The 23,969-nt window shown below is 71.2% G+C and carries 23 protein-coding genes and 1 pseudogene; 9 read left to right on the top strand and 15 right to left on the bottom strand.

What is annotated here, in order from left to right; all coding sequences use genetic code 11:
- Window positions 1-51: 51 nt before the first annotated feature.
- Both ADL01_RS17195 and ADL01_RS17200 read right to left on the bottom strand, forming a co-directional pair.
- Window positions 52-1,314, bottom strand: coding sequence for a MalY/PatB family protein (locus ADL01_RS17195; protein WP_053742881.1), 1,263 nt, complete (start codon window positions 1,312-1,314; stop codon window positions 52-54).
- Window positions 1,315-1,429: 115 nt separating this feature from the next.
- Window positions 1,430-2,773, bottom strand: coding sequence for an MFS transporter (locus ADL01_RS17200; protein WP_053742882.1), 1,344 nt, complete (start codon window positions 2,771-2,773; stop codon window positions 1,430-1,432).
- Window positions 2,774-2,908: 135 nt separating this feature from the next.
- On the opposite strand from ADL01_RS17200, the gene ADL01_RS17205 reads away from it, so the two are divergent.
- Window positions 2,909-3,268, top strand: coding sequence for an ArsR/SmtB family transcription factor (locus ADL01_RS17205; RefSeq protein WP_053742883.1), 360 nt, complete (start codon window positions 2,909-2,911; stop codon window positions 3,266-3,268).
- Window positions 3,269-3,335: 67 nt separating this feature from the next.
- Here ADL01_RS17205 and ADL01_RS17210 read toward each other — a convergent pair whose 3' ends face one another.
- The 5 genes from ADL01_RS17210 to ADL01_RS17230 form a co-directional block, all read right to left on the bottom strand.
- Window positions 3,336-4,076 (bottom strand): DUF1775 domain-containing protein, encoded by a 741-nt coding sequence (locus ADL01_RS17210; RefSeq protein ID WP_053742884.1) that lies wholly within the window; start codon window positions 4,074-4,076, stop codon window positions 3,336-3,338.
- Between the two features lie 71 nt (window positions 4,077-4,147).
- Complete coding sequence (locus tag ADL01_RS17215; protein WP_053742885.1) at window positions 4,148-4,813, bottom strand: hypothetical protein; 666 nt, start codon at window positions 4,811-4,813, stop codon at window positions 4,148-4,150.
- Window positions 4,814-5,161: 348 nt separating this feature from the next.
- Window positions 5,162-6,139 (bottom strand): methylmalonyl Co-A mutase-associated GTPase MeaB, encoded by a 978-nt coding sequence (meaB, locus tag ADL01_RS17220; RefSeq protein WP_053742886.1) that lies wholly within the window; start codon window positions 6,137-6,139, stop codon window positions 5,162-5,164.
- Window positions 6,136-8,310: a methylmalonyl-CoA mutase gene (gene scpA, locus ADL01_RS17225; protein ID WP_053742887.1), complete on the bottom strand. Its 2,175-nt coding sequence runs from the start codon at window positions 8,308-8,310 to the stop codon at window positions 6,136-6,138. The genes meaB and scpA overlap by 4 nt, the downstream gene beginning before the upstream one ends.
- The gene (locus ADL01_RS17230; RefSeq protein ID WP_053742888.1) at window positions 8,310-10,118 is read right to left on the bottom strand and encodes a methylmalonyl-CoA mutase family protein; all 1,809 of its coding nucleotides are present in this window, start codon (window positions 10,116-10,118) and stop codon (window positions 8,310-8,312) included. The genes scpA and ADL01_RS17230 overlap by 1 nt, the downstream gene beginning before the upstream one ends.
- Window positions 10,119-10,330: 212 nt before the next feature.
- On the opposite strand from ADL01_RS17230, the gene ADL01_RS17235 reads away from it, so the two are divergent.
- The 3 genes from ADL01_RS17235 (at window position 10,331) to ADL01_RS17245 (ending at window position 12,196) form a co-directional block, all read left to right on the top strand.
- On the top strand, window positions 10,331-10,906 hold the full coding sequence (locus ADL01_RS17235) for an SMI1/KNR4 family protein (protein ID WP_053742889.1): 576 nt from the start codon (window positions 10,331-10,333) through the stop codon (window positions 10,904-10,906).
- 41 nt (window positions 10,907-10,947) lie between these two features.
- Window positions 10,948-11,559 carry a DinB family protein gene (locus tag ADL01_RS17240; RefSeq protein WP_053742890.1) on the top strand — a complete coding sequence of 204 codons (612 nt, stop codon included), beginning with the start codon at window positions 10,948-10,950 and terminating at the stop codon, window positions 11,557-11,559.
- A gap of 154 nt (window positions 11,560-11,713) precedes the next feature.
- Complete coding sequence (locus tag ADL01_RS17245; RefSeq protein ID WP_053742891.1) at window positions 11,714-12,196, top strand: VOC family protein; 483 nt, start codon at window positions 11,714-11,716, stop codon at window positions 12,194-12,196.
- A 55-nt stretch (window positions 12,197-12,251) separates the two neighbouring features.
- Here ADL01_RS17245 and ADL01_RS17250 read toward each other — a convergent pair whose 3' ends face one another.
- From ADL01_RS17250 to ADL01_RS17260, 3 genes are all read right to left on the bottom strand, one after another.
- Window positions 12,252-13,136: an aminoglycoside phosphotransferase family protein gene (locus tag ADL01_RS17250; protein ID WP_053742892.1), complete on the bottom strand. Its 885-nt coding sequence runs from the start codon at window positions 13,134-13,136 to the stop codon at window positions 12,252-12,254.
- A 97-nt stretch (window positions 13,137-13,233) separates the two neighbouring features.
- Window positions 13,234-13,869 carry a DUF3105 domain-containing protein gene (locus ADL01_RS17255; RefSeq protein ID WP_053742893.1) on the bottom strand — a complete coding sequence of 212 codons (636 nt, stop codon included), beginning with the start codon at window positions 13,867-13,869 and terminating at the stop codon, window positions 13,234-13,236.
- A gap of 125 nt (window positions 13,870-13,994) precedes the next feature.
- Window positions 13,995-14,384, bottom strand: a complete 390-nt coding sequence (locus ADL01_RS17260; protein ID WP_053742894.1) for a DUF6153 family protein — start codon at window positions 14,382-14,384, stop codon at window positions 13,995-13,997.
- Window positions 14,385-14,571: 187 nt separating this feature from the next.
- Here ADL01_RS17260 and ADL01_RS17265 point away from each other — a divergent pair, with 187 nt between their 5' ends.
- From ADL01_RS17265 to ADL01_RS17275, 3 genes are all read left to right on the top strand, one after another.
- On the top strand, window positions 14,572-15,372 hold the full coding sequence (locus ADL01_RS17265) for a VOC family protein (protein WP_053742904.1): 801 nt from the start codon (window positions 14,572-14,574) through the stop codon (window positions 15,370-15,372).
- A gap of 55 nt (window positions 15,373-15,427) precedes the next feature.
- Window positions 15,428-16,126: a ribonuclease H family protein gene (locus ADL01_RS17270; RefSeq protein WP_053742895.1), complete on the top strand. Its 699-nt coding sequence runs from the start codon at window positions 15,428-15,430 to the stop codon at window positions 16,124-16,126.
- A 124-nt stretch (window positions 16,127-16,250) separates the two neighbouring features.
- Entirely contained in the window at window positions 16,251-17,492 is a 1,242-nt protein-coding gene (locus ADL01_RS17275; RefSeq protein ID WP_199834844.1) for an FAD-dependent monooxygenase, read from the top strand.
- Window positions 17,493-17,527: 35 nt separating this feature from the next.
- Here ADL01_RS17275 and ADL01_RS17280 read toward each other — a convergent pair whose 3' ends face one another.
- The gene (locus ADL01_RS17280) at window positions 17,528-19,219 is read right to left on the bottom strand and encodes a cholesterol oxidase substrate-binding domain-containing protein (protein ID WP_053742897.1); all 1,692 of its coding nucleotides are present in this window, start codon (window positions 19,217-19,219) and stop codon (window positions 17,528-17,530) included.
- Between the two features lie 116 nt (window positions 19,220-19,335).
- On the opposite strand from ADL01_RS17280, the gene ADL01_RS17285 reads away from it, so the two are divergent.
- Entirely contained in the window at window positions 19,336-20,319 is a 984-nt protein-coding gene (locus tag ADL01_RS17285; protein ID WP_053742898.1) for an aldo/keto reductase, read from the top strand.
- Window positions 20,320-20,337: 18 nt separating this feature from the next.
- Here the strand turns inward: ADL01_RS17285 and ADL01_RS17290 are convergent, their stop codons facing one another.
- On the bottom strand, window positions 20,338-20,685 hold the full coding sequence (locus tag ADL01_RS17290) for a hypothetical protein (RefSeq protein WP_053742899.1): 348 nt from the start codon (window positions 20,683-20,685) through the stop codon (window positions 20,338-20,340).
- A 235-nt stretch (window positions 20,686-20,920) separates the two neighbouring features.
- Here ADL01_RS17290 and ADL01_RS17295 point away from each other — a divergent pair, with 235 nt between their 5' ends.
- Window positions 20,921-21,343 carry a DUF6328 family protein gene (locus ADL01_RS17295; RefSeq protein WP_053742905.1) on the top strand — a complete coding sequence of 141 codons (423 nt, stop codon included), beginning with the start codon at window positions 20,921-20,923 and terminating at the stop codon, window positions 21,341-21,343.
- On the opposite strand, the gene ADL01_RS17300 is transcribed toward ADL01_RS17295, so the two are convergent.
- From ADL01_RS17300 to ADL01_RS17310, 3 genes and pseudogenes are all read right to left on the bottom strand, one after another.
- Window positions 21,331-22,002 carry a DUF2238 domain-containing protein gene (locus ADL01_RS17300; protein WP_199834846.1) on the bottom strand — a complete coding sequence of 224 codons (672 nt, stop codon included), beginning with the start codon at window positions 22,000-22,002 and terminating at the stop codon, window positions 21,331-21,333. The two genes, ADL01_RS17295 and ADL01_RS17300, sit on opposite strands and share 13 nt — an antisense overlap.
- Window positions 22,003-22,099: 97 nt before the next feature.
- The gene (locus tag ADL01_RS17305) at window positions 22,100-23,083 is read right to left on the bottom strand and encodes a hypothetical protein (RefSeq protein WP_053742907.1); all 984 of its coding nucleotides are present in this window, start codon (window positions 23,081-23,083) and stop codon (window positions 22,100-22,102) included.
- Window positions 23,084-23,447: 364 nt separating this feature from the next.
- Window positions 23,448-23,969 (bottom strand): annotated as a pseudogene (locus ADL01_RS17310) (serine/threonine protein kinase); the annotation flags it as partial.

Here is a 23,969-nt window from a genome sequence, read left to right on the forward strand (position 1 = left end):
CGGGCTGCCCCGGGACTCCCGTCGGCCGTATCGGCCGAGACCGGACAGGGCTCATTGCCGAAGAGCGCGGACCGCCCGTCCCATTCCGGTCACCGCCTGGCGCAGAACGGCCGGTGACGTCGCGAAGTTGAGGCGTACGTGTCCCTCGCCGCCGGAGCCGAAGACATGGCCGGAGCTGAGGGCGACCCTGGCTTCGTCGAGGAACATTCTCGCGGGTCCGGCCAGATCGCTCACGACGCCGGGACCCTCGGTGCCCTGCCGCTCGTCGTGCAGTCCCAGCCAGGTGCAGTCCAGCCAGGCCAGATAGGTGCCCTCGGGCCGCTGGTAGCGCACGTCAGGGAGGTGCTCGTCGAGCAACTGCCCCAGCAGGCGCCGGTTGGCGTCGAGCCCGAGAAGCAGCTCGTCGAGCCAGCCCCCGCCCGCGCGAAACGCCGCCGTGTGGGCGATGACCCCGAGGTGGCTGGGGCCGTGGCCGACTTCCTCCGGAAGCATCCGAAGCTCGGCGGCGGCTTCGGAGCCCGCGACGGCCAGGGCGGCCTTCAGCCCGGCGAGGTTCCACGCCTTGGACGCGGAGACAAGCGCGAACGCGTTCTCGGCACCGGGAACGCTGAGGAACGGGGTGAAGACGGCCCCCGGCAGCACCAGAGGGGCGTGGATCTCGTCGGACACCACGCGCACTCCGTGTTCGCGGGCGAGGGCCGCGACGGCTTCCAGTTCCTGGCGGGTGTGGACGACACCGGTCGGATTGTGCGGGTTGCTCATCAGGAACGCGGCACGGCGGCCGTCACGTCGTGCCCGTACGAAGGCGTCCTCCAGGGCGGCCAGGTCGACGCGCAGGTCGGGACCGAGGCCGGCCTCGACGACCTCACGGGCGTCATGGGCGACGAACGCGTAGAAGGGCGGGTACACCGGGGAACACACGACGACCGCGTCCCCCGGACCGGTCACCAGCCGGAGCACTTCGACGACGCCCAGCATCACGTCGGGCACGATCGCCGTGTGCTCGACGCGCAGCCCGTCCCACCGCCACCGCTCGGCGGCGAACCCGGCGAGGGCCTCGGCGTAGGCGCTCCCGTACGGATATCCGGTGTCACCGAGGTCGATCGCCGTGCGCAGCGCCTCGGCGACAGGCGGAGCCAGCGGCACATCCATCTCCGCCACCCAGAGCGGAAGCACGTCCGCCGGGTGGGTACGCCACTTCAGGCTGGTGCGCCGGCGCAACTGCTCCAGGGACAACTGGACGAGAGGATCCGTCCGGTCGGCCTCGGACGCGTAGGAGACCTCGGGGGCCTCGCCCTTCCTGGCGTCTGTCATCGCGCACTCCCACTCCCGGGGACACCGGGTCGGTAGACGGTCGTCAGTCACATCAATGCCCTGTGACGGCCCTCTAACCTCGTGAACCTCCTGCCCCAGGTCCGCACCGTCGACGTCAGCTGTGGGCGTGCAGTCTGTCGAGCAGCGGGTGGTGGCTGTGCCGCCAGCCGCCCCGGACCCGCGTCGCGTCGGACAGGTGCGGGTGTCCGGCGGGAAGACCGGCGTGCTCGTGCTCGACGGGCGCGGCGGCTGCCGACGGCGGCCACAGGTGTACGGCGAGCAGCCCGCCGGCCAGGGCCAACGCACCCAGCACGAGTACCGCCGGCTGGAGCCCGGCCGCCGCGCCGAGCCGGCCGGCCAGCGGGTACGTGAGCAGCCAGCAGCCGTGCGAGAGAGAGAACTGCGCGGCGAACGCGGACGTACGCCGCTCGGGCGGCACCGCGCGGCGGATCAGCCGTCCGGTCGGGGTGAGCACCATCGAGCAGGCGGCGCCGAACGCGGCCCAGCAGACGAGCAGCGCCGGCCAGCGCCAACCGCCGCCGCCGGCACCGGTGATGACGCCGAGCGCGACGAAGACCCAGGCGAGCAGCAGCGCCCCGCGCAGCATCACCGTACGGTCCGGGACCCGGTCGAGCATCCGGGGCAGCAGCAGCGCGACGACCATCGAGCCCGCGCCGTACGAGCCGAGCGCCAGGGGGACGTCGGCGGCGCTGCGGCCGAGCTGATCGCGGACGTACACCACACTGTTGACGGTGACCACGGCGCCCGCGGCGGCCACCGCCAGATCGAGGGCGAGCAGCGCGCGCAACTGGGGGACCGCGAAGAAGAGGCGGGTGTCCGCGGCCGTTCTGGCGTACACACCGCCGGTTCGTGGAGTGGCGGCGGCGCCGGGCGTCGGCAGTGCGGCGGAGACGACCAGGGCGGCCGAGGCGGCGAAGCCGAACACCGTGCCCAGGAACAGCCAGTTGTAGGTGATGAGCGACAGCAGCGCGGCGGCCAGGGCCGGGCTGAACAGGCTCTCCAGGTCGTAGGCGAGCCGGGACAGCGACAGGGCCCGGGTGTAGTCGCGTTCGGCGGGCAGCACGTCCGGTATGACGGCCTGGAAGGTGGGCGTGAACGTGGCCGAGGCGGCCTGGAGCAGGAAGATCAGGACGTACACCTGCCACACCTGGTCCACGAACGGCAGCAGCAGCGCGACCGAGGCCCGGGTGAGGTCCGCCGCGACCATCAGCGTGCGACGAGGCAGGCGGTCGGCGACCGCGCCGACGGCCGGGGCGATCGCCACATACGCCACCATCTTGACCGCGAGCGCGGTGCCGAGCACCGATCCGGCGTCGGCGCCCGCGAGGTCGTACGCGAGCAGTCCGAGGGCGACCGTCGCCAGGCCGGTGCCGATCAGGGCGACGACCTGGGCGGTGAAGAGGCGGCGGTAGGCGCGGTTGCGCAGTACGGCGAGCATGAGGCTGTCCTCGGCCGGTCGGGAAGGCGGGCGCGACTGCGTCCACTGTAGTCACATGTGCGCATCCGTGCACATGTAGATGCGGAAATCGGTACGCCGACACCCACACCGGTGCCCTGCCTCTACGCTGAGGGCATGCCTGCTCGCGAGACCCTGCCACCTGCGGCCGATGCGCATCTGCGCGCCCCGGACAGCGCGCGACTCGCGGAGGCGACCGAAGTGTTCGCGCTGCTCTCCGACGCGACGCGGCTGCATCTGCTGTGGCTGCTCGCGCAGGGCGAGTCGGACGTCGGTTCGCTGACCGAGCGGTGCGAGGCGTCGCGGACGGCCGTCAGCCAGCACCTCGCGAAACTGCGGCTCGCGGGACTGGTGGAGACCCGGCGCGAGGGTCGGTACGTCCACTACAGCCTGCGGGACGGGCACTTGCGGCGGCTGGTGATGGAGGCGCTGAGCCATGCCGACCACAGGGTCAGCGGCAAGGCGCCCCACGACTGAGGAGCGGCGGGGGCCTGAGGGCTGCCGCCCCCAGGCCCCCCTTACCGGCCCTGAACGGGCCTTGTCCTCAGACGCTGGACGGGCTGGAAGAGCGTCGTCGTACGAGATAGACAGCCGCACCCGCCACCACGACCACGGCGGCCACGACGCCGATCCAGACCCCGGCGGACATCCCCCCGTCGTCGCTCGCCGCCTCGGCCGACGCGGAAGCCGACGGCTCCGTGGCCTCGGCGGTGGGCGTCGGCGACACGGACGGCGACGGCGACGGCGACTCCGACGCCGTCTCGCTCGGGGACGGGCTGACCGGCTTCGCGCCCGGCGCGGCCGCCTTCAGCTTGAGCACCGGAGCCGGCTGCTCACTGCTCTCGTCCAGCTCGATCCAGCGGTCGATCTTGCCGTCGCTGTAGGTCTGCAGCGACTTGAAGGCGAGCTCCTTCACATCGGGGAGCTGCCGTACGACGACCGAGTACTCGGCGTTCACGCCGGCCTTCAGAGCCGGGCCCTTGATCGTGTAGCCGTCGTCGGCGGCCGTGAACTTCCAGCCCTTGGGGCCCTCGCCGTAGGTCACGTCGCCGGGCGCGATGCCCTTGGGCAGGATCACCCGGACCGCGGCTATCCCGGCGGTGTCCGACTCCGCCTCCGCGTCGAAGGAGATCTCGACGTTCTCGGCGAGAGCCTGGGCCTTGGCGGACTCGACCTCCACGTGGGCGGAAGCCGGACCGGCGGTGAGAAGGAGAACGGCGCCGGAAGCGGCGGCCGCGAGGGCCAGGCGCCGTGCGGTGACGTACTGGGTGGGGGCAGTGAACATGGGTGTCTCCGGGTCTTTCCGGGCGTGCGGTGGCACGGAACGGCCGTCTGTGACGGGCCGTGCCGGCGGGGTCAGTTGGCGAGAGCGGGCCCAGCTGAGGGGGGACCTCGCCGTACCAGCACGTCTGCGAGGAGCGCCCCCCTGAGCGGTGGCGGCTCCGTCCGGCGCGGGCGGCGCACCCGCGATCCGCGTCCCGTGGGCACCGGCAGGCCGTCGAGCAGGGCCCGTACGGTCGCGATCCGCGTCCGTACCGCGTCGACGGCGCCGGTCAGACCGCGCGCCAGCGACCAGCAGGCCGCGTCCGCGCGGTGCAGCAGCACGGCGACGAGTACGGCGGCCACGGCGTGGAGGACGGTCATGGCAGCCGAGTCGTGCAGCCGCTCGGGCGGCCAGGTCCCGTGGGCGGGCATCGCATGACGTGCGTGCGTGCCCATGTCCACGGCCGTGGCCGTCAGTTGGCGTCGCGAGTGCGTGGCCGACAGCCACACATGCAGACCCGTCTGCGCCGCCGCGCTCGTCAGCACCACGGCGGCAAGCGAACGCGGGCGCCTGGTTCCGCCCAGCCCCACGGCGAACAGCAGCACCGCCGCCGCGCCGCTCGACCGCCACGGAGCCGGGCCCTCGGCGACCAGGTGATGCGCGCTGACCCCGAGCACCGTACCGACGACGGCGAAGACCGCGGCCCGGAACACGGGCAGCGGCGCGGAGCGCGTCGTCGGCGTACGGAGCATGGTCATGACCCGCCCATCATCAACCATGCGGCGGCCGAGGAGGGACCGGGGCCCAGGATAAGTACCCCATGGGCAGACGGGATTGTGCACGCCGGGGCCGAGACGGCGGGTACGGATCCCCAACGGCGTGCCGGGCAGGGCGAGCTGGAGGCGCTGGTCCTGCCGGCGCCAACCCGTTCTCGAGCCCGGCGCTGCGGCAGCCGCTGGACCGTCGCGTACGCCATCGGCAAGGCGGCCCTCGCGTCCCGGGGCGCACCCGTGGCCACGAGGGCCGGAACCCCGCACCGGGTGGCGGCCCTGCTCGGCCCGGCACCCGCGCCGTGCGGCCGGCGCCGAGCGGCTCAGCACCGTTTCTCAGCCGCTGCCGAATGCCTTAAGGATGCGCTCGGCCGCCAGCGTGGCCGTCAACTCGCCCTCCCGTACCTGCTGTTCGAGGTCGGGTGTGACAGCGCGTACCGCTTCGTCGGCGTGCAGGCGGCCCAGGAGTTCGTCGCGGACCATCGTCCACGTCCAGTCGACCTGCTGGTCCCGGCGTTTGGCGGTGAGGCGGCCGGTCGAGTCGAGCAGGGTGCGATGCTGTTCGAGACGGTCCCAGACGGTGTCCAGGCCGGTCGACTCGCGGGCGCTGCACGTCAGTACGGGCGGTGTCCAGGCCATGTCCTTGCCGTGCATCAGCCGCAGGGCGCCCGCCAACTCCCGTGCGGCGGACTGGGCGTCGCGCTCGTGCGGGCCGTCCGCCTTGTTGACGGCGAGTACGTCGGCCAGCTCCAGGACGCCCTTCTTGATGCCCTGCAACTGGTCGCCGGTGCGGGCCAGCGTCAGCAGCAGGAACGAGTCGACCATGTTGGCGACGGCGGTCTCGGACTGGCCGACGCCGACCGTCTCCACCAGCACCACGTCGTAGCCCGCCGCCTCCATGACGACGATCGACTCGCGGGTCGCCTTGGCGACCCCGCCGAGGGTGCCGGCCGTGGGGGAGGGCCGGATGAAGGCCGCCGGGTCCACCGCCAGGCGCTCCATCCGGGTCTTGTCGCCCAGGATCGAGCCGCCGGTACGGCTGGACGACGGGTCGACGGCGAGGACCGCCACCCGGTGCCCGAGCCCGGTCAGCATCGTGCCGAACGCGTCGATGAACGTCGACTTCCCGACCCCCGGCACCCCGCTGACCCCGATCCGCCGGGCCCGGCCGCTGTGCGGGAGCAGCTCGGTCAGCAACTCCTGCGCCAGCGCCCGGTGCTGGGGCCGGGTCGACTCGACGAGGGTGATGGCCCGCGCCACGATCGCCCGTTTCCCGCCGAGTACGCCCTTGACGTACGTGTCGAGATCGATCACAGGTCGTGCCCGAGGTCGGCCGAGAGCCGCTGGACGAGGTCGTGCGCCGCGTCCGGGATCACCGTCCCCGGCGGGAACACGGCCGCCGCACCCATCTCCAGCAGGGTCGGCACGTCCTGCGGCGGGATGACCCCACCGACGACGATCATGATGTCCTCCCGTCCCTCGGCGGCCAGCTCCTCGCGCAGCGCCGGTACGAGGGTGAGGTGCCCGGCGGCCAGCGAGGACACCCCGACGATGTGGACGTCCGCCTCCACCGCCTGCCGGGCGACCTCGCCGGGGGTCTGGAACAGCGGGCCGACGTCGACGTCGAAACCGAGATCAGCGAAGGCGGTGGCGATCACCTTCTGGCCGCGGTCGTGGCCGTCCTGGCCCATCTTGGCGACCAGGATGCGCGGCCGGCGCCCCTCGGCCTCCTCGAAGGCGTCCACCAGCGCCCGGGTGCGGTCGACGGACGGGGACTCGCCTGCTTCGTTGCGGTACACCCCGGCGATCGTACGGATCTGGCCCGCGTGGCGCCCGTACACCTTCTCCAGCGCGTCCGAGATCTCCCCGACCGTGGCCTTCGCGCGGGCGGCGTTCACCGCCAGCTCCAGCAGGTTGCCCTCACCGCCCGCCGCCCGGGTCAGCGCGTCCAGCGAGTCCTGGCAGGCCCGTTCGTCGCGCTCCGCGCGCAGCCGCCGCAGCTTCTCGATCTGCTGGGTGCGTACGGAGGAGTTGTCGACCTTGAGGACGTCGATCTGCTCGTCGGTCTCCACACGGTACTTGTTGACGCCGATGACGGGCTGGCGTCCGGAGTCGATGCGCGCCTGGGTGCGCGCCGCGGCCTCCTCGATGCGCAGCTTCGGAATGCCCGCGTCGATGGCCTTGGCCATGCCGCCCGCCGCCTCGACCTCCTCGATGTGCTGCCAGGCACGGCGCGCGAGGTCGTACGTCAGCTTCTCCACGTACGCGCTGCCGCCCCACGGGTCGATGACCCGGGTCGTGCCCGACTCCTGCTGGATCAGCAGCTGGGTGTTGCGGGCGATGCGCGCCGAGAAGTCGGTGGGCAGCGCGAGCGCCTCGTCGAGGGCGTTGGTGTGCAGCGACTGGGTGTGGCCCTGCGTCGCCGCCATCGCCTCCACGGCCGTACGCGTCACGTTGTTGAACACGTCCTGCGCCGTCAGCGACCACCCGGAGGTCTGCGAATGGGTGCGCAGGGAAAGGGACTTGGCGTTCTGCGGGTCGAACTGCCGGACCAGCTTGGCCCACAGCAGACGTGCCGCGCGCAACTTGGCGATCTCCATGAAGAAGTTCATGCCGATCGCCCAGAAGAAGGAGAGCCGGGGCGCGAACGCGTCGACGTCCAGGCCCGCTTCACGGCCCGCCCGGATGTACTCGACGCCGTCCGCGAGCGTGTACGCCAGCTCCAGATCGGCTGTCGCACCCGCCTCCTGGATGTGATAGCCGGAGATCGAGATGGAGTTGTAGCGGGGCATCCGCTGCGAGGTGTACGCGAAGATGTCGGAGATGATCCGCATCGACGGCTTCGGTGGATAGATGTAGGTGTTGCGGACCATGAACTCCTTGAGGATGTCGTTCTGGATGGTTCCCGCCAACTTCTCGGGCGCGACGCCCTGTTCCTCCGCCGCCACGATGTACAGCGCGAGAACGGGCAGTACCGCGCCGTTCATCGTCATGGACACGGTCATTTTGTCGAGGGGGATGCCATCGAAGAGCTGCCGCATGTCGTAGATCGAGTCGATCGCGACGCCCGCCATGCCGACGTCACCGGTCACCCGCGGATGATCGCTGTCGTAACCCCGGTGCGTGGGCAGGTCGAAGGCGACCGACAGGCCCTTCTGACCGGCCGCGAGATTGCGCCGGTAGAAGGCGTTGGACTCCTCGGCGGTGGAGAAACCCGCGTACTGGCGGATCGTCCAGGGCTGGTTGACGTACATCGTCGGGTACGGGCCGCGCAGATAGGGCGCAGCGCCCGGGTACGTCTCCAGGAAGTCCAGGCCCTCCAGGTCACGGCCCGTGTAGAGCGGCTTGACCGCGATGCCCTCCGGGGTCTCCCAGAAGGTCCCGTCCGATCCGGTGGCCGCCTTGACGGCCGTACGCCAGTCGTCGGCACCGGCGTTGGCGGTCGGGGTCCCCAGGTCGATTCCGGAGAAGTCGGGGATTCCCATCAGGACGCTCCCATACGGTCGAGGGTGGCGGAGAGCACGGCTACGGCGTCGCAGCCCGCGAAGACGTACGCGTCGACGTCCGTGTACTGCCCGGGACGGCCGGCGAGGAACACGTGCGAGGCGCCGGCGGCCTTCAGTTCCGCCGCCACGGTCGCCGCCCGCTCCTCGTACAGCGTGTCACTGGAGCAGAGGCAGACCTCGGTGGCGCCGCTCTCCTCGAAGGTGCCCGCCGTGACGGGCTCGATGCCGCCCGCCTGGAAGAGGTTCGAGACGAAGGTGGTCCGCGCACTGTGCGCGGCGGCCGGGCCGATGGCCGCCAGATAGACGCGCGGTCGGGTTCCGGTGGCGGCGAGGTGGGCGTCGGAGCGGGCGCGCAGCGCCTCGTACGCCTCGTCGCGCCGCACTCGGGGGAGCCCTCCGGGCGGCGGCTCGGGCGCGGGCTCGCGTTCCACGGGGCGCTCGGCGAGATTCGGGAACTCGCTGACACCGGTGACGGGTTCGCGCCGCTTGGCCAGCCTGGCGGAGCGGGCCGCCCAGGTGGCGGCCAGCGCCTCCCCCACGCTCCCGGCACGAAGGGCGGCGGCCTGGCCACCCAGCTCCTCGATCCACTGGAAGAACTCCCAGCCCGCGTGGGCGAGTTCGTCGGTGAGCCGCTCCACGTACCAGGAGCCGCCCGCCGGGTCGATCACCCGCGCGAGATGCGACTCCTCGACCAGGATCGTCGAGGTGTTGCGGGCGATCCGGCGCGCGAACGCGTCCGGCAGGCCCAGCGCGTGGTCGAAGGGGAGGACGGTGACCGAGTCGGCGCCGCCGACCCCGGCGGCCAGCGTGGCGACCGTCGTACGCAGCATGTTCACCCACGGGTCGCGGCGCGACATCATCACCGGCGAGGTCACCGCGTGCTGCACCTGTGCCCCGGCCGCCGGCGCCCCGCACACCTCGGCGACCCGCGCCCACAGCCGCCGCGCCGCGCGCAGCTTGGCGATCGTGAGGAACTGATCGGCGGTGGCCGCGTACCGGAACTCCAGCTGCGCACAAGCCTGTTCGACGGACAGCCCCGCTTCGGTCAGCTCCCGCAGGTAGGCGACCCCGGTCGCCAGGGACGCCCCCAGCTCCTGCGCGGCCGACCCGCCGGCCTCGTGGTACGGCAGCGCGTCCACGGTCAGCGCGCGCAGCCCCGGGTACTCCTCCGCGCACAGCCGCGCCAGCGCGACGACCGGCGCGAAGTCCAACTCCTTACCCGTACGGGCCTCGTGGCCCAGCGGATCGCCGCCGAGGTTGCCGCGCGCCGCCTCCCTGGCGACGCCCCGCTCCTCGCACAGCCGCAGCAACTCCCGTGCCGCCGACTCGACTTCCTGTCCGGCGTCCAGGACGACGGGTGCCAGGTCGAGATACACACCGTCGAGGGCCTGGGCGAGCGACGACACCGGGATCGCGTCCGGGCCGACGGTCAGCCAGAGCGAGGAGACACCGTTCTCCAGGTCCGCGAGCACCGCGTCGCCGACGAGCGTCGCGTGCCGCTGCCGTACGTCCCAGCCTCCGGCGGTGTTCCCCTCGGGCCGACCGCCGCGCACGAAGGGGGCGAAACCGGGGAATCCTGGGTCGGGAGCGTCGTCGTGCGCCGTGTACAGGGGGCGGGTGGTGAGCCCGTCCTCCAGCGCGGTGGACAGCGCGTCCTCCGCCGTCGCGGCGGAGACCTCCTTGCGCGCTTTGCGCAGGACGCCTTCCACCAGGCGCTGCCACTGCTCATGGGTCGTGGAAGAGAACTCGGCGGCCAGTGAGAGCCCGTCGTGGGGCAGGACTGTCATGTCCGGATGCTAGGGCAGAGATGTCCGGCGACAGCAGAGCTCCAGCCTGTGACCTTGACCTCGGCTGAAATGTGACCTCGGCCTCACGTTGATCTACAGCCTCGGCAGGGGGTGGGGGAGGCCCGTTCAGGGGGTGGGGCGGAGGCTTTTCCGGGGCCGTTGTCAGTGGTGCCCCCTAGGCTCCTGCTGACTGATCGAAAGGCGGGACCACCATGGAAGACCTGACGGGGATCGAGGCGTTGCGGCAGCTGCTGCCGCCGCCTTCGGGCGCGGGCGAGAAAATCGACTGGCAGGCGGCGGAGGCTCGGTGGGGCACCGCGTTTCCCCGGGACTACATGGCCTTCATGGCTGTGTACGGCGTCGGCGACCTCGGCACGGAGGAGGACCCCGATCAGGTCGGTGTCCTCTCGCCGTTTCCCACCGGGGGCTACGAGTTCTCCCCCCAGGACTTCGAGGACGAGACGGGTAACGCCCGTCTGACCTGGGAGGAGGAGGGCCCCGATCAGGACGACCTCGACCTCGACCCGGAGCACATCCTCGCCTGGGGCGGCAGCGACAGCGCCGACATCTTCTGCTGGCTGACCAGCGATCCGGACCCCGAGAATTGGCCTGTTCTGCTCTTCGCCCGGCATGGCTCGGTGACCTGCGAGGTCGTCCCGTGCGGCATGGCCGAGTTCCTGCGCAGGCTCCTCGCGAACGAACACGCCTCGTACAAAATCGACTTCACGCCCGCTCCGCGCTTCGTGCACTGGCGCACGAAGCGCGGATTCCCGGCACCGGCCCAATAAACCGGTGGCGGTGGGTGTCGACGCGCGCGACCATGCCCCCCATGGAATCGCGCGCGCACGACAACGAAACAACGGCGACTCGCTGGACGGTCGCGACCGTCTACTCCGACATGTGGGTCGACCCGGACGACGACCCGCGCGAGACCGACACGGAGATCGTCGACGAACGCGGCACGCTGGTCGAAGGCCTGCGCCACTACCGCCTCACCGTGGAGATGAAGTGCGCCGGTCTGGACGCCGAACAACTGGCCCGGCGCTCCGTGCCGCCGTCCACGATGTCCCTGCTCGGGCTGGTACGGCACCTGACCGAGGACGAACGGCACTTTCGCCGGGTCATGGCCGGCGAGGACGCACCCAAGCTGTACCGCACCGACGACGACCGTGACGGCGACTGGAACGGCGCGGTCGCCGATCCGCAGGTCGTGGAGGACGCCTGGCGGCACTGGCGGGAAGAATGCCGGCTCACCGACCAATTCATCGCGGGCGTCGCCGACTTCGGCACCACGAACGCGGGCTTCTCCGACTTCGGCGCCGAGCACGGCGGGGAGATCCAGCTCCGCGATCTCCTGGCGGCGCATGTCAACGAGTACGCGCGGCACTGCGGCCACGCCGACCTCCTGCGCGAGTGCGTCGACGGCCGAGTAGGCCAGTGACTGGCTTACTGGCTGACCGGCTGACCGGCTGACCGGCTGACCGGCGATCGGGGGGATCAGGGGATCGGGACAACAACCTGTCGCGCCACCGATGAGTTTTCGCCCGAGGAGCGGTCGAAAGAGGTGACAGCGTTCCCGCCCCAGGAGGTACTCCATGACCACCGACGGATTCACCACGTGTCTCTGGTTCGACGGCCAGGCCGAGGAAGCCGCCCATTTCTACGTCTCGCTCTTCAAGAACTCCAAGCTCGGCAAAATCGGCTACTACAACGAGGCCGGCCCCGCCCCCGCCGGCGGTGTGATGGCCGTCGACTTCGTGGCCAACGGCCAGAAGTTCGTCGCCCTGAACGGCGGCCCGCAGTTCAAGTTCACCGAGGCCGTCTCCTTCCAGATCTACTGCGCGGACCAGGAAGAGGTCGACCACTACTGGACCAAGCTCACCGAGGACGGCGGCGAGGGCGGCCCCTGCGGTTGGCTCAAGGACAAGTACGGACTGTCCTGGCAGGTCATCCCGGACGGCCTGATCGAGATGATCAGCGACCCCGACCCGGAGAAGGCCGTCCGTACCAGCAAGGCCATGTTCGCGATGGGCAAGCTGGACATCGCCGCCCTGAAGAAGGCGTACGCGGGGGAGTAGGGACGAACCCGGTCCGTGCCGAGCCGCCCCGTCCCGGGCGGCTCAGGCCGGTTGGTCACTCGGCCAGGATCTCCCTGATCACATGCCGGGAGTTCGCCGCGAGCACCGGATTCGTCTCCCAGTAGTACGGCAGCTGGATCAACGAGATCGACAGCGCCCAGCCTCGCCCACGCGCCCACTCCGCGTCGTCGGCGCCCACAGCCTCCCGGAAGGTGCCCCGAACCCCGGCGGGCAGCAGATTCCAGGCCACGATCAGATCGACGGCCGGATCGCCGACGCCGACACAGCCGAAGTCGATCACGGCACTCAGCCGCCCCTCGCTGACCAGCACGTTGCCCGGTGACAGATCCGCGTGCGCCCAGACCGGCGGGCCGCTGTGCTCCGGCGCCCGCAGAGCCTCCTCCCACCGGGCCGTCACCGCCTGCGTGTCCACCGCCCCGGTCAACTGGGCGAGGGCCGTGCGCGTCTCCGTGTCCCGTGCCGAGAGCGGAACGGCCCGGGCGTGGGCCGGCCCGTTCCCGGCGTCGACCCGGCGCAGCGCACGGATGAAACCGGCGAGTTCCCTGGCCAGCGTCTCGGGCGCTTCGAGGGCGTCGACCGCCGGATTGCGCCCGTCCAGCCAGCCGTACACGGACCAGGGCCACGGAAACTCCTCGTCGGCGCCGCCCCGCCCGAGAGGCTCGGGCACCGCGACCGGTAGCCGCGGCTCCAGCAGGGACAGCCAGCGCCGCTCGTGCTCGATGCTCCCCACCGCACGGGGATGCCGGGGCAGTCGGACCACCAGGTCACCGCCGAGCCGGAACATGGCGTTCTCGGTCCCGGCGGACGCCAGCCGCTCCACCGGCAGCCGGGCCCACTCGGGAAACTGCCGGGCGATCAGGTTCCGGACCAGCGGGGCGTCGATCTCCACCTCGTCCGCATGCATCTTCAGGGCGCACATGGGACCATCCCAGCCGCCCAAGGGCCCGCGGTCCAGCGAATTTCGACGGCACGGCGCGGGGTCGTCCCATGCGAACGCCCCGCGGCCGGCGCTCAGTTCACGGCGTCATTCCGTTGGTGCACGCGGCACCGGGCTCGGGCGTCTGCGCACCCTGGACGTACTTGTCGAGGAACTTGGCGACCCTCGGGTCCGACGCCCTGTCCACCTTGAGCTGGTGCTCCCAGGCACTCAGCACGATCGGCGACGACTGGTCCTCGTACGGACTCATGAAGGTGTACGACGTGTTGGTCACCTTCTCGGCGAGCGTCTTGACGTCCGCCTTGGCCGCCTTGTCGTTGTACGTGATCCAGACCGCGCCGTGTTCGAGGCCGTGCACCGCGTTCTCGTTGGGGACCGCCTTGGTGTAGACCTGCCGGTCGCAGTTCACCCACACCTGGTTGTGGTCGCCGCCCACGGGCGGGCTCATCTTGTAGGTGACGGGCGTGGTGACATGGTTCTGAGTGAGCTTGGACCAGCTCTTCACGCCGGATATCGGCGCCGCCTTCGCCTCTTCCTTCTCCTGCGCGGAGTCGAAGAGATACCAGCCGCCGCCGGCCAGGCCGACGAGTATGACGGCGGTCGCGCCGAGCGTGAGCAGCCGCATACGGCGCTCCCGGGCCTGCTCGACCTTGCGCAGTTCTTCCATGTGGGCGCGGCGGGCCGCGGTCTTCGCCTTGGCGTTGGATGTACCCATGGGATGTCCTTCTCCGGGCCGTGCCTGTCGTGGGGCACGGCACTGCAAGCTGGGGTGACGGTCGTGGTCGTGGCCGGGCGGAACCGGCCGGCGGATCGGGCACCGAAGGCGGGCCCGGCCACGGCCTAGACCCGGAGCAGCTGCAACTCGTGGAGATCGGGAGGGCGGGCGGTGCCCGGGATCCGCGACGGGCCGTGCGGCAGCCGGGCGGGGGCGGTGCTCGGCTGGTCCAGTGCGGCGGCCCGGTCCGCGCCGATCACGGGCGCGTGGTTGAGGACGCCGAGGTGCCCGGGGACATGACAGCTGTGGTGCGGGCTCTCCTGGCAGGGGTCCCGGTCGGAGATGTGCACGGCGTGCGCCGACGTCGACCGCGACGGCCCGGTGTCCGGCGAAGGCAGGGCGCCGGCGCAGGAGAAGGCGAACGTCGCGAGGACGAGGAGCAGGACGCCCAGCAGGTGCGGGAGACCGCCGCGGGCATGCCGCGTCGCGAGGCGACGCACCCGTGCAGCGGACATCTGGACACCTGGAGGTAGGGGAGAGGTCGAGGAGAGACGAGCGCCGATGAAATTATCAGACCGCCGGGGCCTGTTATCGCCGCGCCCCTGGGGATGCGGCGCGCTCGGCGCGCGTCCTGGACGAAGCCTGGCTAGCGTGAGGATCCGGACCCCCGACGAGGTCGACGAGACCGGAGAGGCCGAAGCCATGGCCGTGCAACCTGAGGGAACCCCCTGTTGGGCCGACGCGATGTTCAGTGACGTCGAGGGAGCCAAGAGCTTCTACGGCGAGGTGCTGGGCTGGACCTTCGGCGAGTCGTCGTCGGAGTACGGCAACTACACGCAGGCCTACGCCGACGGCAAGGCGGTCGCCGCCGTCGTCCCGCCCATGCCCGGCCAGGAGGGACAGTCCGCATGGTGCCTGTACCTCGCCTCGCCGGACGCCGCCGCCACCGCCACCAGGATCCGCGACAACGGCGGCGAACTGCTGATGGAGCCGATGCAGGTGGGCGAGTTCGGCACCATGTGCCTGGCCCGCGACCCCAGCGGCGCCGTCTTCGGTGTGTGGCAGGCCGGTACCCACGAAGGCTTCGAAGCGGGACCCGAACAGCACGGCGCCTACTGCTGGGCCGAGGTCTTCACCCGCGACACCGACAAGACGGACGCCTTCTTCCCGGCCGTCTTCGGCTACTCGGCGAAGCAGATGCAGGACGACGCCGTCGACTTCCGTATGTACAACCTGGGCGAGAGGACCGTTCTCGGCCGGATGCGCATGACCGAGGACTTCCCGCCCGAGATGCCGCCGTACATCAACGTGTACTTCAGCGTCGCCAACTGCGACGACACCGTGGCCACGGCCACCAAGCTCGGCGCCGTGCTGCGCTTCGGGCCCATGGACACCCCGTTCGGCCGGTTCGCGGCGCTGAGCGATCCGCAGGGCGCGAACTTCTCGGTCATCGACGTCACGACGACGGCCGGCGACCTGCCCAAGTCGGTGGACGTGGAGTGAGGAAGGCCCCCGAGGCACCCGTCGAGGGCGGCCGGGGGCCCGGTCCGCGCATGGCATGATCGAGCGCATGCGTGAACGAGTGGTGGCCGCGTGCGACGGGGCCTCGAAGGGAAATCCGGGACCGGCGGGCTGGGCCTGGGTGGTCGCCGACGGCTCGGAGAGCCCCAGTCGCTGGGAGGCCGGCCCGCTCGGCAGAGCCACCAACAACGTCGCCGAACTCACCGCGCTGGAAAGGCTGTTGACGGCCGTCGCGCCGGACGTCCCGCTGGAGATCCGGATGGACTCCCAGTACGCGATGAAGGCCGTCACCACCTGGCTGCCCGGCTGGAAGCGCAAGGGCTGGAAAACGGCCGCCGGCAAGCCCGTCGCCAACCAGGAGCTCGTCGTCCGTATCGACGAGCTCCTCGCCGGCCGCTCGGTCGAGTTCCGCTACGTGCCCGCCCACCAGGTCGACGGCGACAAGCTCAACGACTTCGCCGACCGCGCCGCCAGCCAGGCCGCGATCGTGCAGCAGTCGGCGGGCAGCGACCTCGGCTCCCCCGAGCCCCCGGCCTCGCCCGACACCCCGCGCACGACGTCCGCGAAGACGTCCGGCGCGAAGACGTCCCGGCCGCGCGGCGGCAACTCGGGCCGCACCCTGAAGGCGAAGTTCGCCGGACGCTGCGTCTGCGGACGCGCCTACGCGGCAGGCGAGACCATCGCCAAGAACGCCCAGGGCTGGGGCCACCCGGAGTGCCGTACGGCCGAGGTCTGAGCCCACCCGGCCCGAGCGACCCCATGAGACAGCGGCCCCCATGAGGTGGGGGCCGCTCGGCGACCCCACATCCTGCTACTCTCCGACGCGAAATGACCACTTTCTGTAATCGCTAGGGGTGTGCGTGAAGGTCGCCTGTGTCGGAGGCGGGCCCGCCGGCCTGTATCTCTCGATCCTCATGAAGCTGCGGGACCCGTCCCACGACATCACCGTGTACGAGCGCGACCCGGCGGGCTCGACCTACGGCTGGGGCGTCACCTACTGGCGCGGACTGCTCGACAAGCTCCACGAGCACGACCCCGACTCCGCGCGGGCCATCCGGGACGCCTCGGTGTCCTGGGACCACGGAGTCGCCCACGTGGGCGACAGCGCGACCCGGCACCCCGGCGACGAGGGCTTCGGCATCGGCCGCCACAAGCTCCTCGACATCCTCGCCGACCGGGCCCGGCAGCTGGGCGTACGGCTGGAGTTCGAGCACGGGATCACCGGCACGGACGCGCTGGAGGGCGCCGATCTGGTCGTGGCCGCCGACGGCGTCAACAGCGCGCTGCGCGAACAGCACGCCGAACACTTCGGCGCGGGGCTGAGGGCCGGACGCAACCGGTACATCTGGCTCGGCACCACCAAGGTCTTCGACGCCTTCACCTTCGGCTTCAAGGAGACGGAGCACGGCTGGATCTGGTGCTACGGCTACGGCTACAGCCAGGACCACAGCACCTGCGTCGTCGAGTGCTCCCCCGAGACCTGGAGCGGACTCGGCCTCGACCGGGCGAACGAGGCCGACGGCCTGGCCCTGCTGGAGAAGATCTTCGGCGACCTGCTGGACGGCCACCCCCTGATCGGCCGCTCCTCGGCGGACGGCGCCGCCCAGTGGCTCAACTTCCGCACCCTCACCAACCGCACCTGGCACCACGGCAACCTCGTCCTGCTCGGCGACGCCGCCCACACCACCCACTACTCCATCGGCGCCGGCACCACCCTCGCCCTCGAGGACGCCATCGCCCTGGCGGAAGCCCTGCACGCGCACGCCGAACTCCCCGAGGCACTCACCGCCTACGAGCAGCGGCGCACCTCCGAACTGCTCTCCATCCAGAGCGCGGCCCGCTACAGCGCCCAGTGGTACGAGAACCTGCCGCGCTACATCCGGCTGCCCCCGGCCCGGATGTTCGCCCTGCTCGGCCAGCGCCACTCACCCCTGCTGCCCTATGTCCCGCCCCAGCTGTACTACGGCATCGACCGGGCGGCGGGGCGCCTCGAAGCGCTGCGCCGCTTCAAACGATGGCTCGGGCCGAAGCTGGCGCGCACCGCGCAGACCCGGGCACTGGCCTCCCGTACCCGGGAAAAGGCCGAGGTCTCCGGAAAATAGCCCGGTCATGGCCGGTGCTGCGGGGTGAACGGGCGTCAGCGCAGCAGCCGGTCGAGGAACGCGTTCTCGAACACGCCGCGCGGATCGAGCCGGTCCAGGGTCCCGACGGCCTCCTGCCACACGGCGGCGCCGTAGGAAGCCGGTACCGCCGTGCCGATGACCTCCTCGTCGCTCCACCCGGCGGTGTCCGTGTACGCCCACCCCTTGGACCACTCGACCCTGGTCAGCGCGTGCCCGCCGTCGTACGTCCCGAGCAGGAACTGTTCGAGTTCCCGGAAGAAGGCCTCGGCGTGCGGCGTCCCGGGCAGCGTCAGTACGTCCAGCCAGACGGCGGTGTCCCACTCGGGGTGCCCCTCGACCGGTCGCAGCGCGGACAGCAGCGGGGCGTGGGCGCCGGCCGAGCCGGAGTCGGCCGGGTGGTCGAGGCCGGTGGCGCGGATCTCGACGGTGCCGTTGACCGGGAAGCGGCCCGACGCGGCGTAAGCGGCCAGGCGTTCCCGGTAGAACGCGGTGAACTCGGCGATGACACGCTGCACTTGGGCCCGGCTGGTCAGCACCGCGTACCCGTTGGCGGTGACCCTCAGAGTCGTCGGCCGGACGTACAGCAGCGTGTTCTTCGACGGCCCCCAGATGTCCGCCGACAGCGTCGCGACGAGGCCGACCGCGGCCGTGTCCAACTGCGCGTTGCCGAGTACCGGCGCGAGATACCAGGCCCCCTCGGCCAGGATCCGCCCGACGAGGTCCGCCACCGGGGTCGGGACGTTGTCGGAGAACGGGTAGTTGTACGGCGACGTCACGCGCCGTGAGGTCAGCGGCTTGTTCGGCGCGACGCTCCACACCTTCAGCCAGGGGAACTCGGTGAAGGGGAACCAGATCGTCTCGACCCGCCCCGCCTCGTCCAGGAAACTCGCGAAGGTCCGCCCGCCGCCGCCGGGCGCCGCGAACAGTTCGGCCGCCGGAATGTCCGTACGGCTGACACAGCGCAGGTTCGTGTTCGCCCCCACCCGCAGCACGACCTCGACGACCAGGGACCGGCCGAGGTGGGTGAGGAGCGCCGCGCAGTCCGCCTCGCCGCGCTCGAACCTCCGCAGGACATAGGCGCCGGAGCCCCCGTCCCACACGACCGCCGTCAACGACAGCACCAGGTTGCTGAGCGAGCCGTACGTGTGTCCGGGCCGCAGGGTCTCTCCGGTGGCCGGTACGGCGGTGCCGTGGGCGTCGACGGCCAGTGCCCCGCCCAGCGTGAGGTCACCGGGCGCGGGCGCGGCGGTGACCCCGAGGCCCCGCTGCTCCAGATAGGTGAGCAGCGCCTCCAGGGTGACCCCGGTGCCCGCCCGTACGGCGGCCGGGCCGGTGGACGTGAGGCTCAGGCCGTTGAGATGGGGAGCGGTGTCGACGATCAGCACGGGTGCGTCGGACTCCGTACCGGCGGTGATCGTCAGCGGCGACCAGCCGTGCGCGGAACCCCGGGCGCGGACCGTCCAGCCGTGCCGCCAGGCCCAGTTGACGACGTCGACCACCTGGCCGGGGGCGCTCGGCGCGCAGGCCCACAATCCGTCGGCGGTGATCTCGCCGACCCAGTTGCGGTAGCCGGAGCGGTAGGGCGTGACGTCCGCCGGGAAGTCGGGAAGCTCGGCGGCGGCGACGGCCGGGTCGACCGCGATCGCCACGAGGGCGAGGGAGGCCGCGCCGAGCAGGAATCCGCGACGCGCCAGATGATCAGTCATCCGGTCACGCTAAAGGGTGATCGACGCGAACTGGTTGCCGCTTTCATTGATTCACCCGTGTGGGTGACAGAGGGCCCTGGTCGGCGGGCCTGCCGGACGGATGAAAGACTGCCGCCATGGACGAGCGTGCAATCGGTAGGTCGGGTCAGCGGATGTCGGTCATCGGCCTCGGAACGTGGCAGTTGGGCGCCGACTGGGGCGACGTGGAGGAGAAGGACGCCCTCGCGGTGCTGGACGCGGCGGTCGAAGCGGGAGTGACCTTCTTCGACACCGCCGACGTGTACGGCGACGGGCGCAGTGAACAGACCATCGCCACCTTCCTGCGGGGCAGGCCCGAGCTGGACGTCCTGGTCGCGACCAAGATGGGCCGCCGGCTCGACCAGATCCCGGAGAACTACGTCCTCGACAACTTCCGCGCGTGGAACGACCGTTCGCGGCGCAATCTCGGCGTCGACCGTATCGAGCTGGTCCAGCTGCACTGCCCGCCGACCCCGGTCTACTCCTCCGACGAGGTCTTCGACGCCCTGGACACCCTGGTCGAGGAGGGGCGCATCGCGCGGTACGGCGTCAGCGTCGAGACCTGCGAGGAGGCGCTCACCGCGATCGCCCGCCCGGGCGTGACCAGTGTGCAGATCATCCTCAACGCGTTCCGCATGAAGCCCCTGGCCGAGGTGCTCCCCGCCGCCGAGAAGGCGGGCGTCGGCATCATCGCCCGCGTCCCGCTCGCCTCGGGCCTGCTGTCGGGCAAGTACACCAAGGACACGGTGTTCCCCGAGAACGACCACCGCACCTACAACCGCCACGGCGAGGCCTTCGACCAGGGCGAGACCTTCTCCGGTGTCGACTACGCGACCGGCGTGGAGGCGGCGGCGGAGTTCTCCGCGCTGGCCCCGGAGGGGTACACCCCGGCCCAGCTGGCCCTGCGCTGGATCCTCCAGCAGCCGGGCGTGACCACGGTCATCCCGGGCGCCCGCTCGGCCGAGCAGGCCCACGCCAACGCGGCGGCTGCCGCCCTGCCGCCGCTGTCGCAGGAAACGCTCACCGCGATCCAGGACCTCTACGACCGCCGGATCAGGGCGCAGGTGGAGAGCCGCTGGTAGTGCGCGGACGCAGGTGTGTCACGGCTCCAGGAGCAGCTGCCGTTCCTGCTCCTGGTCGCCGGAGGCACTGCCCCGGTCGTGCGCGGTGAACGTACCGGTGAGGGTCGCGTCCGCGCAGCGGACGGCCGCGGGCGTGCCCTGCACGGTGACCATGACGGGCGCCGACAGGTTCTCCCTCTTCGGGTGACCGGGCGCGAGTGTCTGCGTACCGACGGTGAACGCGGCCGAATGCACGGTCGAGTGACCGTCGTCGTCCCCGGGGAACTCGTCCGCCGGCCCGAAGACCGACTCCAGGGCCCGTACGACCGTCTGCGCGTCGGCGGCGTTGCCGCCGCTGACCGTGAGGGTGAGCTGTGTACCGGACATCGCCGGGCCTCCGTTTCGCCATGGCCGCCGTGGTGCCTTCCGGGTAGCCCTCCCCGCGATCACTCAAACAAACCGTCCGGCCGGAACGTGATCGGTTTCGTCGCCACGGGGAACCCGTAGTCCGACCAGGACATGCGGGCGAGTGGGCCGGGAGGCGGACACGGTGGACAGGGACAGTGAGGCCGGCCTGCGCGAGCGCGGGCGCACGGAGACCGAGGACGAGCGGGCCGACCGGATGTGGAGCGAGCTCATCCAGGAGGTGCGGGTCGCCCAGACGGGGGTGCAGATCCTGTTCGGTTTCCTGCTGACCGTGGTCTTCACTCCGAGGTACCCGCAGCTGGGCCAGACGGAACACACGATCTACATCGTCACCGTCGTCCTGGGTGCCGCCTCGACCGGTGCCCTGATCGGTCCGGTCTCCCTGCACCGGATCGTCTCCGGCCGCCGGGTGAAACCCCAGGCCGTGCGCTGGGCCTCGCGCCTGACCTTCGCGGGCCTGGTGCTGCTGCTCGCCACGATGACGTCCGCGCTGCTCCTGGTCCTGCGGGTGGCCACCCACGACGCGTACGTGCCCTGGCTGGTCGCGGGCGTCGTCGCCTGGTACCTGGCCTGCTGGTTCCTGGTACCGCTGTGGACCCGCTACCGCTACACCGACTGAGCGGCGCGCACCGTCGCGAGCTGCCGGTCGTGGAACCGGCTCAGCACGAGCACCGAGACGGTCGCCCCGATCAGCGCGCAGAACATGTCCCACTGGGTGTCCCACACATCGCCCTGCGTGGCCAGGAAGTCGTCGGCCGCCGAGCCGCCGATCACGGCCGCGGCCCACTCGAACATCTCGAACAGCGCGCTGAACGCCAGACAGGCGCACACCGTCAGCGGCGCGAGCCAGCGGCTGCCGCGCAGCGGTGAGGTACGGCTCAGCAGCTCCCGTACGAGCACGGCCGGCACGAAGCCCTGCGTGAGGTGGCCGAGCCGGTCGTACGGATTGCGGTCGAGGCCGAACGTGTCGCGCGCCCAGTCGCCCAGCGGGACCTGCGCGTAGGTGTAGTGGCCGCCCACCATCAGGACGAGGGCGTGCAGCGCGAGCAGACAGCACAGCAGGTTCGTGAGCGGGAAACGACGCCAGGTCAAGACGATCACGGGCAGCCCGATCAGGATCCAGACCGTCTCCAGGAACCAGGTCATCAGGTCGTGCGGCTGCCACACGGAGACCGCCAGCGCGACGGTCACCAGCCCGGCGAGCAGCACGGGAAGGCGCCGGCGCGGGGCGCCGGTGGCGGCCGGAAGGGAGAGGGAGTCAGTGTCAACTGCGGGCATCGGGACGCTCCTTGTGGTGGAGCACCATCGTCAAGGAGCGTCCCGGCCCTGGGCATGAGTACCCGTACTCAAGCCGGGGCGCCCGTGTCCTCAGACGTCACGCGGAGGGGGTGCGTGCCCCGCGCAGTGCCGTGATGCACGAGGCGATGGCCTCCTGGAGCTCCTCCAGCTGCTGGACCATGTCGTCCTCGGCGAACTCCTGGACGTCGTCGAAGGTCAGCTCCTCGAACGCCTTCGTCGCCTTCGTGAGGCTGCTGTAGAACTTCGTCCGCCGTTCCTGGACGCGCAGTTCGGGGTCCGCCTCGACGGCCTCGACGACGAGGTTCTTGAGGGTGTCGTAGGCCTCGCTCGCCCACTCGCCGGTGTCCTCGTCCTCGTCCAGCTCGTCGAGCAGGGACAGGTGCCGTTCGGCTTCCTGGCGCAGGTCCACGGGCGCTTCGATGGTCTGCCCGGCGGGCGTCTTGACCTGGCCGGACTCGGCGATCTGGCGGACGTATCCGACGCGGTCGGCCGACCGGGACTCGGAGGCCACGGCCTTCTTCAGGTCGTCGGTGCGGACGATGTCACGCGCCAGCTCGGCCTGGAGATCCGGGTCCTCCTTGATCCGGTCCAGCAGCGCGTGGCGGGCGGCGCGGGCGGTCGAGGGGTCGGCCATGATCGCGGCCCGCAGAGCGGTGGGGTTCTCCGCGACCTCCAGCGCCTTGGTCGGCCGGATGCCCTCCGCCTCGGCGGCCTCGGTGATGGCGGTGCCGCGCTCCGAACCGGCGCTGGAACGGGAGCTGTAGTAGGTGAGCCACAGGTCGGCGCCCGGGAGTTCGACCTCCTCGCCGGGGGCCAGCGCCTCGAAGTGCGGGACGACACCGTCGTCGGCGGCCTTGTCCCAGGCCTTGTAGTACCGCATGACGCGCTCGGGCGAGCAGTCGGCGAGAGCGGCGAACTCCTTGGCGGAGACCTTCGGCGTCTCACCCGCGGGCTGACCGCCGGGCCGCACGCTCCGCGCCACCCGCAGCCCGAAGGCCCAGCCTCCCGTCCGCGCGTACACTCCGAACTCCCGCGCGTCACGCGCCACGAGCGGGGACACGTCGACGGCGGCCTCGCCGGGCTCGGTCGCAGGTTCGGTGGCGGACTCGACGGCGGGCTCCGCGACCGGCTCGGACCACTCGGCCCCGTCGAACTCCTCGGACAGCGGGGACACTTCGGGCGCCTGTGACTGCTCCGAGGACTCAGGGGTCTGGGACGTTTCGGACAGGGCGATCGCTACGGTCACAGGTGACTCCCGGGCGTGGCTGGACGGAATGCGAAGGTGCAGACAGGCAGCCTATATGCGCGCATTGACGACGCTTTGACAGACCGCTTCGACAGGCTGGGCTCCCCGGATCCCGGCCTGTCACCGTACCCGTACGCCCGGTGGTCGACACGTGTACCCGCCCATGCCTGTGGGCCGGTCACTCTCTGAAGGTCCGGAAAAAGGCGTCCAGCGCCTGCCGGTTGGCGGTGTCGTTCCAGTCGGCGGCGGGCGTCGTCCAGCGCAGCGAGTAGCCCGTGTTCTCGCCGACGAGGAAACCACGGCCGAGCGTGCGGATCCGGGTGCCCTCGAAGTCGGACAGCCACTCCATGTCGGCCGAGCTCCGCCCGCGATAGGTCGCCGCCCGGATCACGCCGATCCGCTGGAAGCCGATGTCGGCCTGGCTCAGGGCCGGCTCGACGTCGTCGCGCCACACGGCCACCGGGTCCGACGACCGGAGCTGCTGGCTGAACGTGATGGTCAGGGTACGCGGGTCGCCGTCGGCCCCGAACAGGATGCGGTAGGCACTGTTGCCGGGTCTGATGTCCTCGCTCAGCCGCTTCCACCCCTGGGGGAGGGCGACGGAGAACCCCTCCGGGGCGTTGTACACCCGGAACCCCGCGGGCAGCGCCGTGGCGGTTGCCGAGGGAGTGGGCGTGGGCGTCGGGGTCGGGCAGGGCGG

Source organism: Streptomyces sp. NRRL WC-3618 (assembly GCF_001280005.1).
GTDB lineage: Bacteria > Actinomycetota > Actinomycetes > Streptomycetales > Streptomycetaceae > Streptomyces.

Bases quoted from the DNA above. Each gene is read 5' to 3' on its own strand.
- ADL01_RS17195 (WP_053742881.1), bottom strand. From the start codon at position 1,314: ATGACAGACGCCAGGAAGGGCGAGGCCCCCGAGGTCTCCTACGCGTCC.
- ADL01_RS17200 (WP_053742882.1), bottom strand. From the start codon at position 2,773: ATGCTCGCCGTACTGCGCAACCGCGCCTACCGCCGCCTCTTCACCGCC.
- ADL01_RS17205 (WP_053742883.1), top strand. From the start codon at position 2,909: ATGCCTGCTCGCGAGACCCTGCCACCTGCGGCCGATGCGCATCTGCGC.
- ADL01_RS17210 (WP_053742884.1), bottom strand. From the start codon at position 4,076: ATGTTCACTGCCCCCACCCAGTACGTCACCGCACGGCGCCTGGCCCTC.
- ADL01_RS17215 (WP_053742885.1), bottom strand. From the start codon at position 4,813: ATGACCATGCTCCGTACGCCGACGACGCGCTCCGCGCCGCTGCCCGTG.
- scpA (WP_053742887.1), bottom strand. From the start codon at position 8,310: ATGGGAATCCCCGACTTCTCCGGAATCGACCTGGGGACCCCGACCGCC.
- ADL01_RS17230 (WP_053742888.1), bottom strand. From the start codon at position 10,118: ATGACAGTCCTGCCCCACGACGGGCTCTCACTGGCCGCCGAGTTCTCT.
- ADL01_RS17235 (WP_053742889.1), top strand. From the start codon at position 10,331: ATGGAAGACCTGACGGGGATCGAGGCGTTGCGGCAGCTGCTGCCGCCG.
- ADL01_RS17240 (WP_053742890.1), top strand. From the start codon at position 10,948: ATGGAATCGCGCGCGCACGACAACGAAACAACGGCGACTCGCTGGACG.
- ADL01_RS17245 (WP_053742891.1), top strand. From the start codon at position 11,714: ATGACCACCGACGGATTCACCACGTGTCTCTGGTTCGACGGCCAGGCC.
- ADL01_RS17250 (WP_053742892.1), bottom strand. From the start codon at position 13,136: ATGTGCGCCCTGAAGATGCATGCGGACGAGGTGGAGATCGACGCCCCG.
- ADL01_RS17255 (WP_053742893.1), bottom strand. From the start codon at position 13,869: ATGGGTACATCCAACGCCAAGGCGAAGACCGCGGCCCGCCGCGCCCAC.
- ADL01_RS17260 (WP_053742894.1), bottom strand. From the start codon at position 14,384: ATGTCCGCTGCACGGGTGCGTCGCCTCGCGACGCGGCATGCCCGCGGC.
- ADL01_RS17265 (WP_053742904.1), top strand. From the start codon at position 14,572: ATGGCCGTGCAACCTGAGGGAACCCCCTGTTGGGCCGACGCGATGTTC.
- ADL01_RS17270 (WP_053742895.1), top strand. From the start codon at position 15,428: ATGATCGAGCGCATGCGTGAACGAGTGGTGGCCGCGTGCGACGGGGCC.
- ADL01_RS17280 (WP_053742897.1), bottom strand. From the start codon at position 19,219: ATGACTGATCATCTGGCGCGTCGCGGATTCCTGCTCGGCGCGGCCTCC.
- ADL01_RS17285 (WP_053742898.1), top strand. From the start codon at position 19,336: ATGGACGAGCGTGCAATCGGTAGGTCGGGTCAGCGGATGTCGGTCATC.
- ADL01_RS17290 (WP_053742899.1), bottom strand. From the start codon at position 20,685: ATGTCCGGTACACAGCTCACCCTCACGGTCAGCGGCGGCAACGCCGCC.
- ADL01_RS17295 (WP_053742905.1), top strand. From the start codon at position 20,921: ATGTGGAGCGAGCTCATCCAGGAGGTGCGGGTCGCCCAGACGGGGGTG.
- ADL01_RS17300 (WP_199834846.1), bottom strand. From the start codon at position 22,002: ATGCCCGCAGTTGACACTGACTCCCTCTCCCTTCCGGCCGCCACCGGC.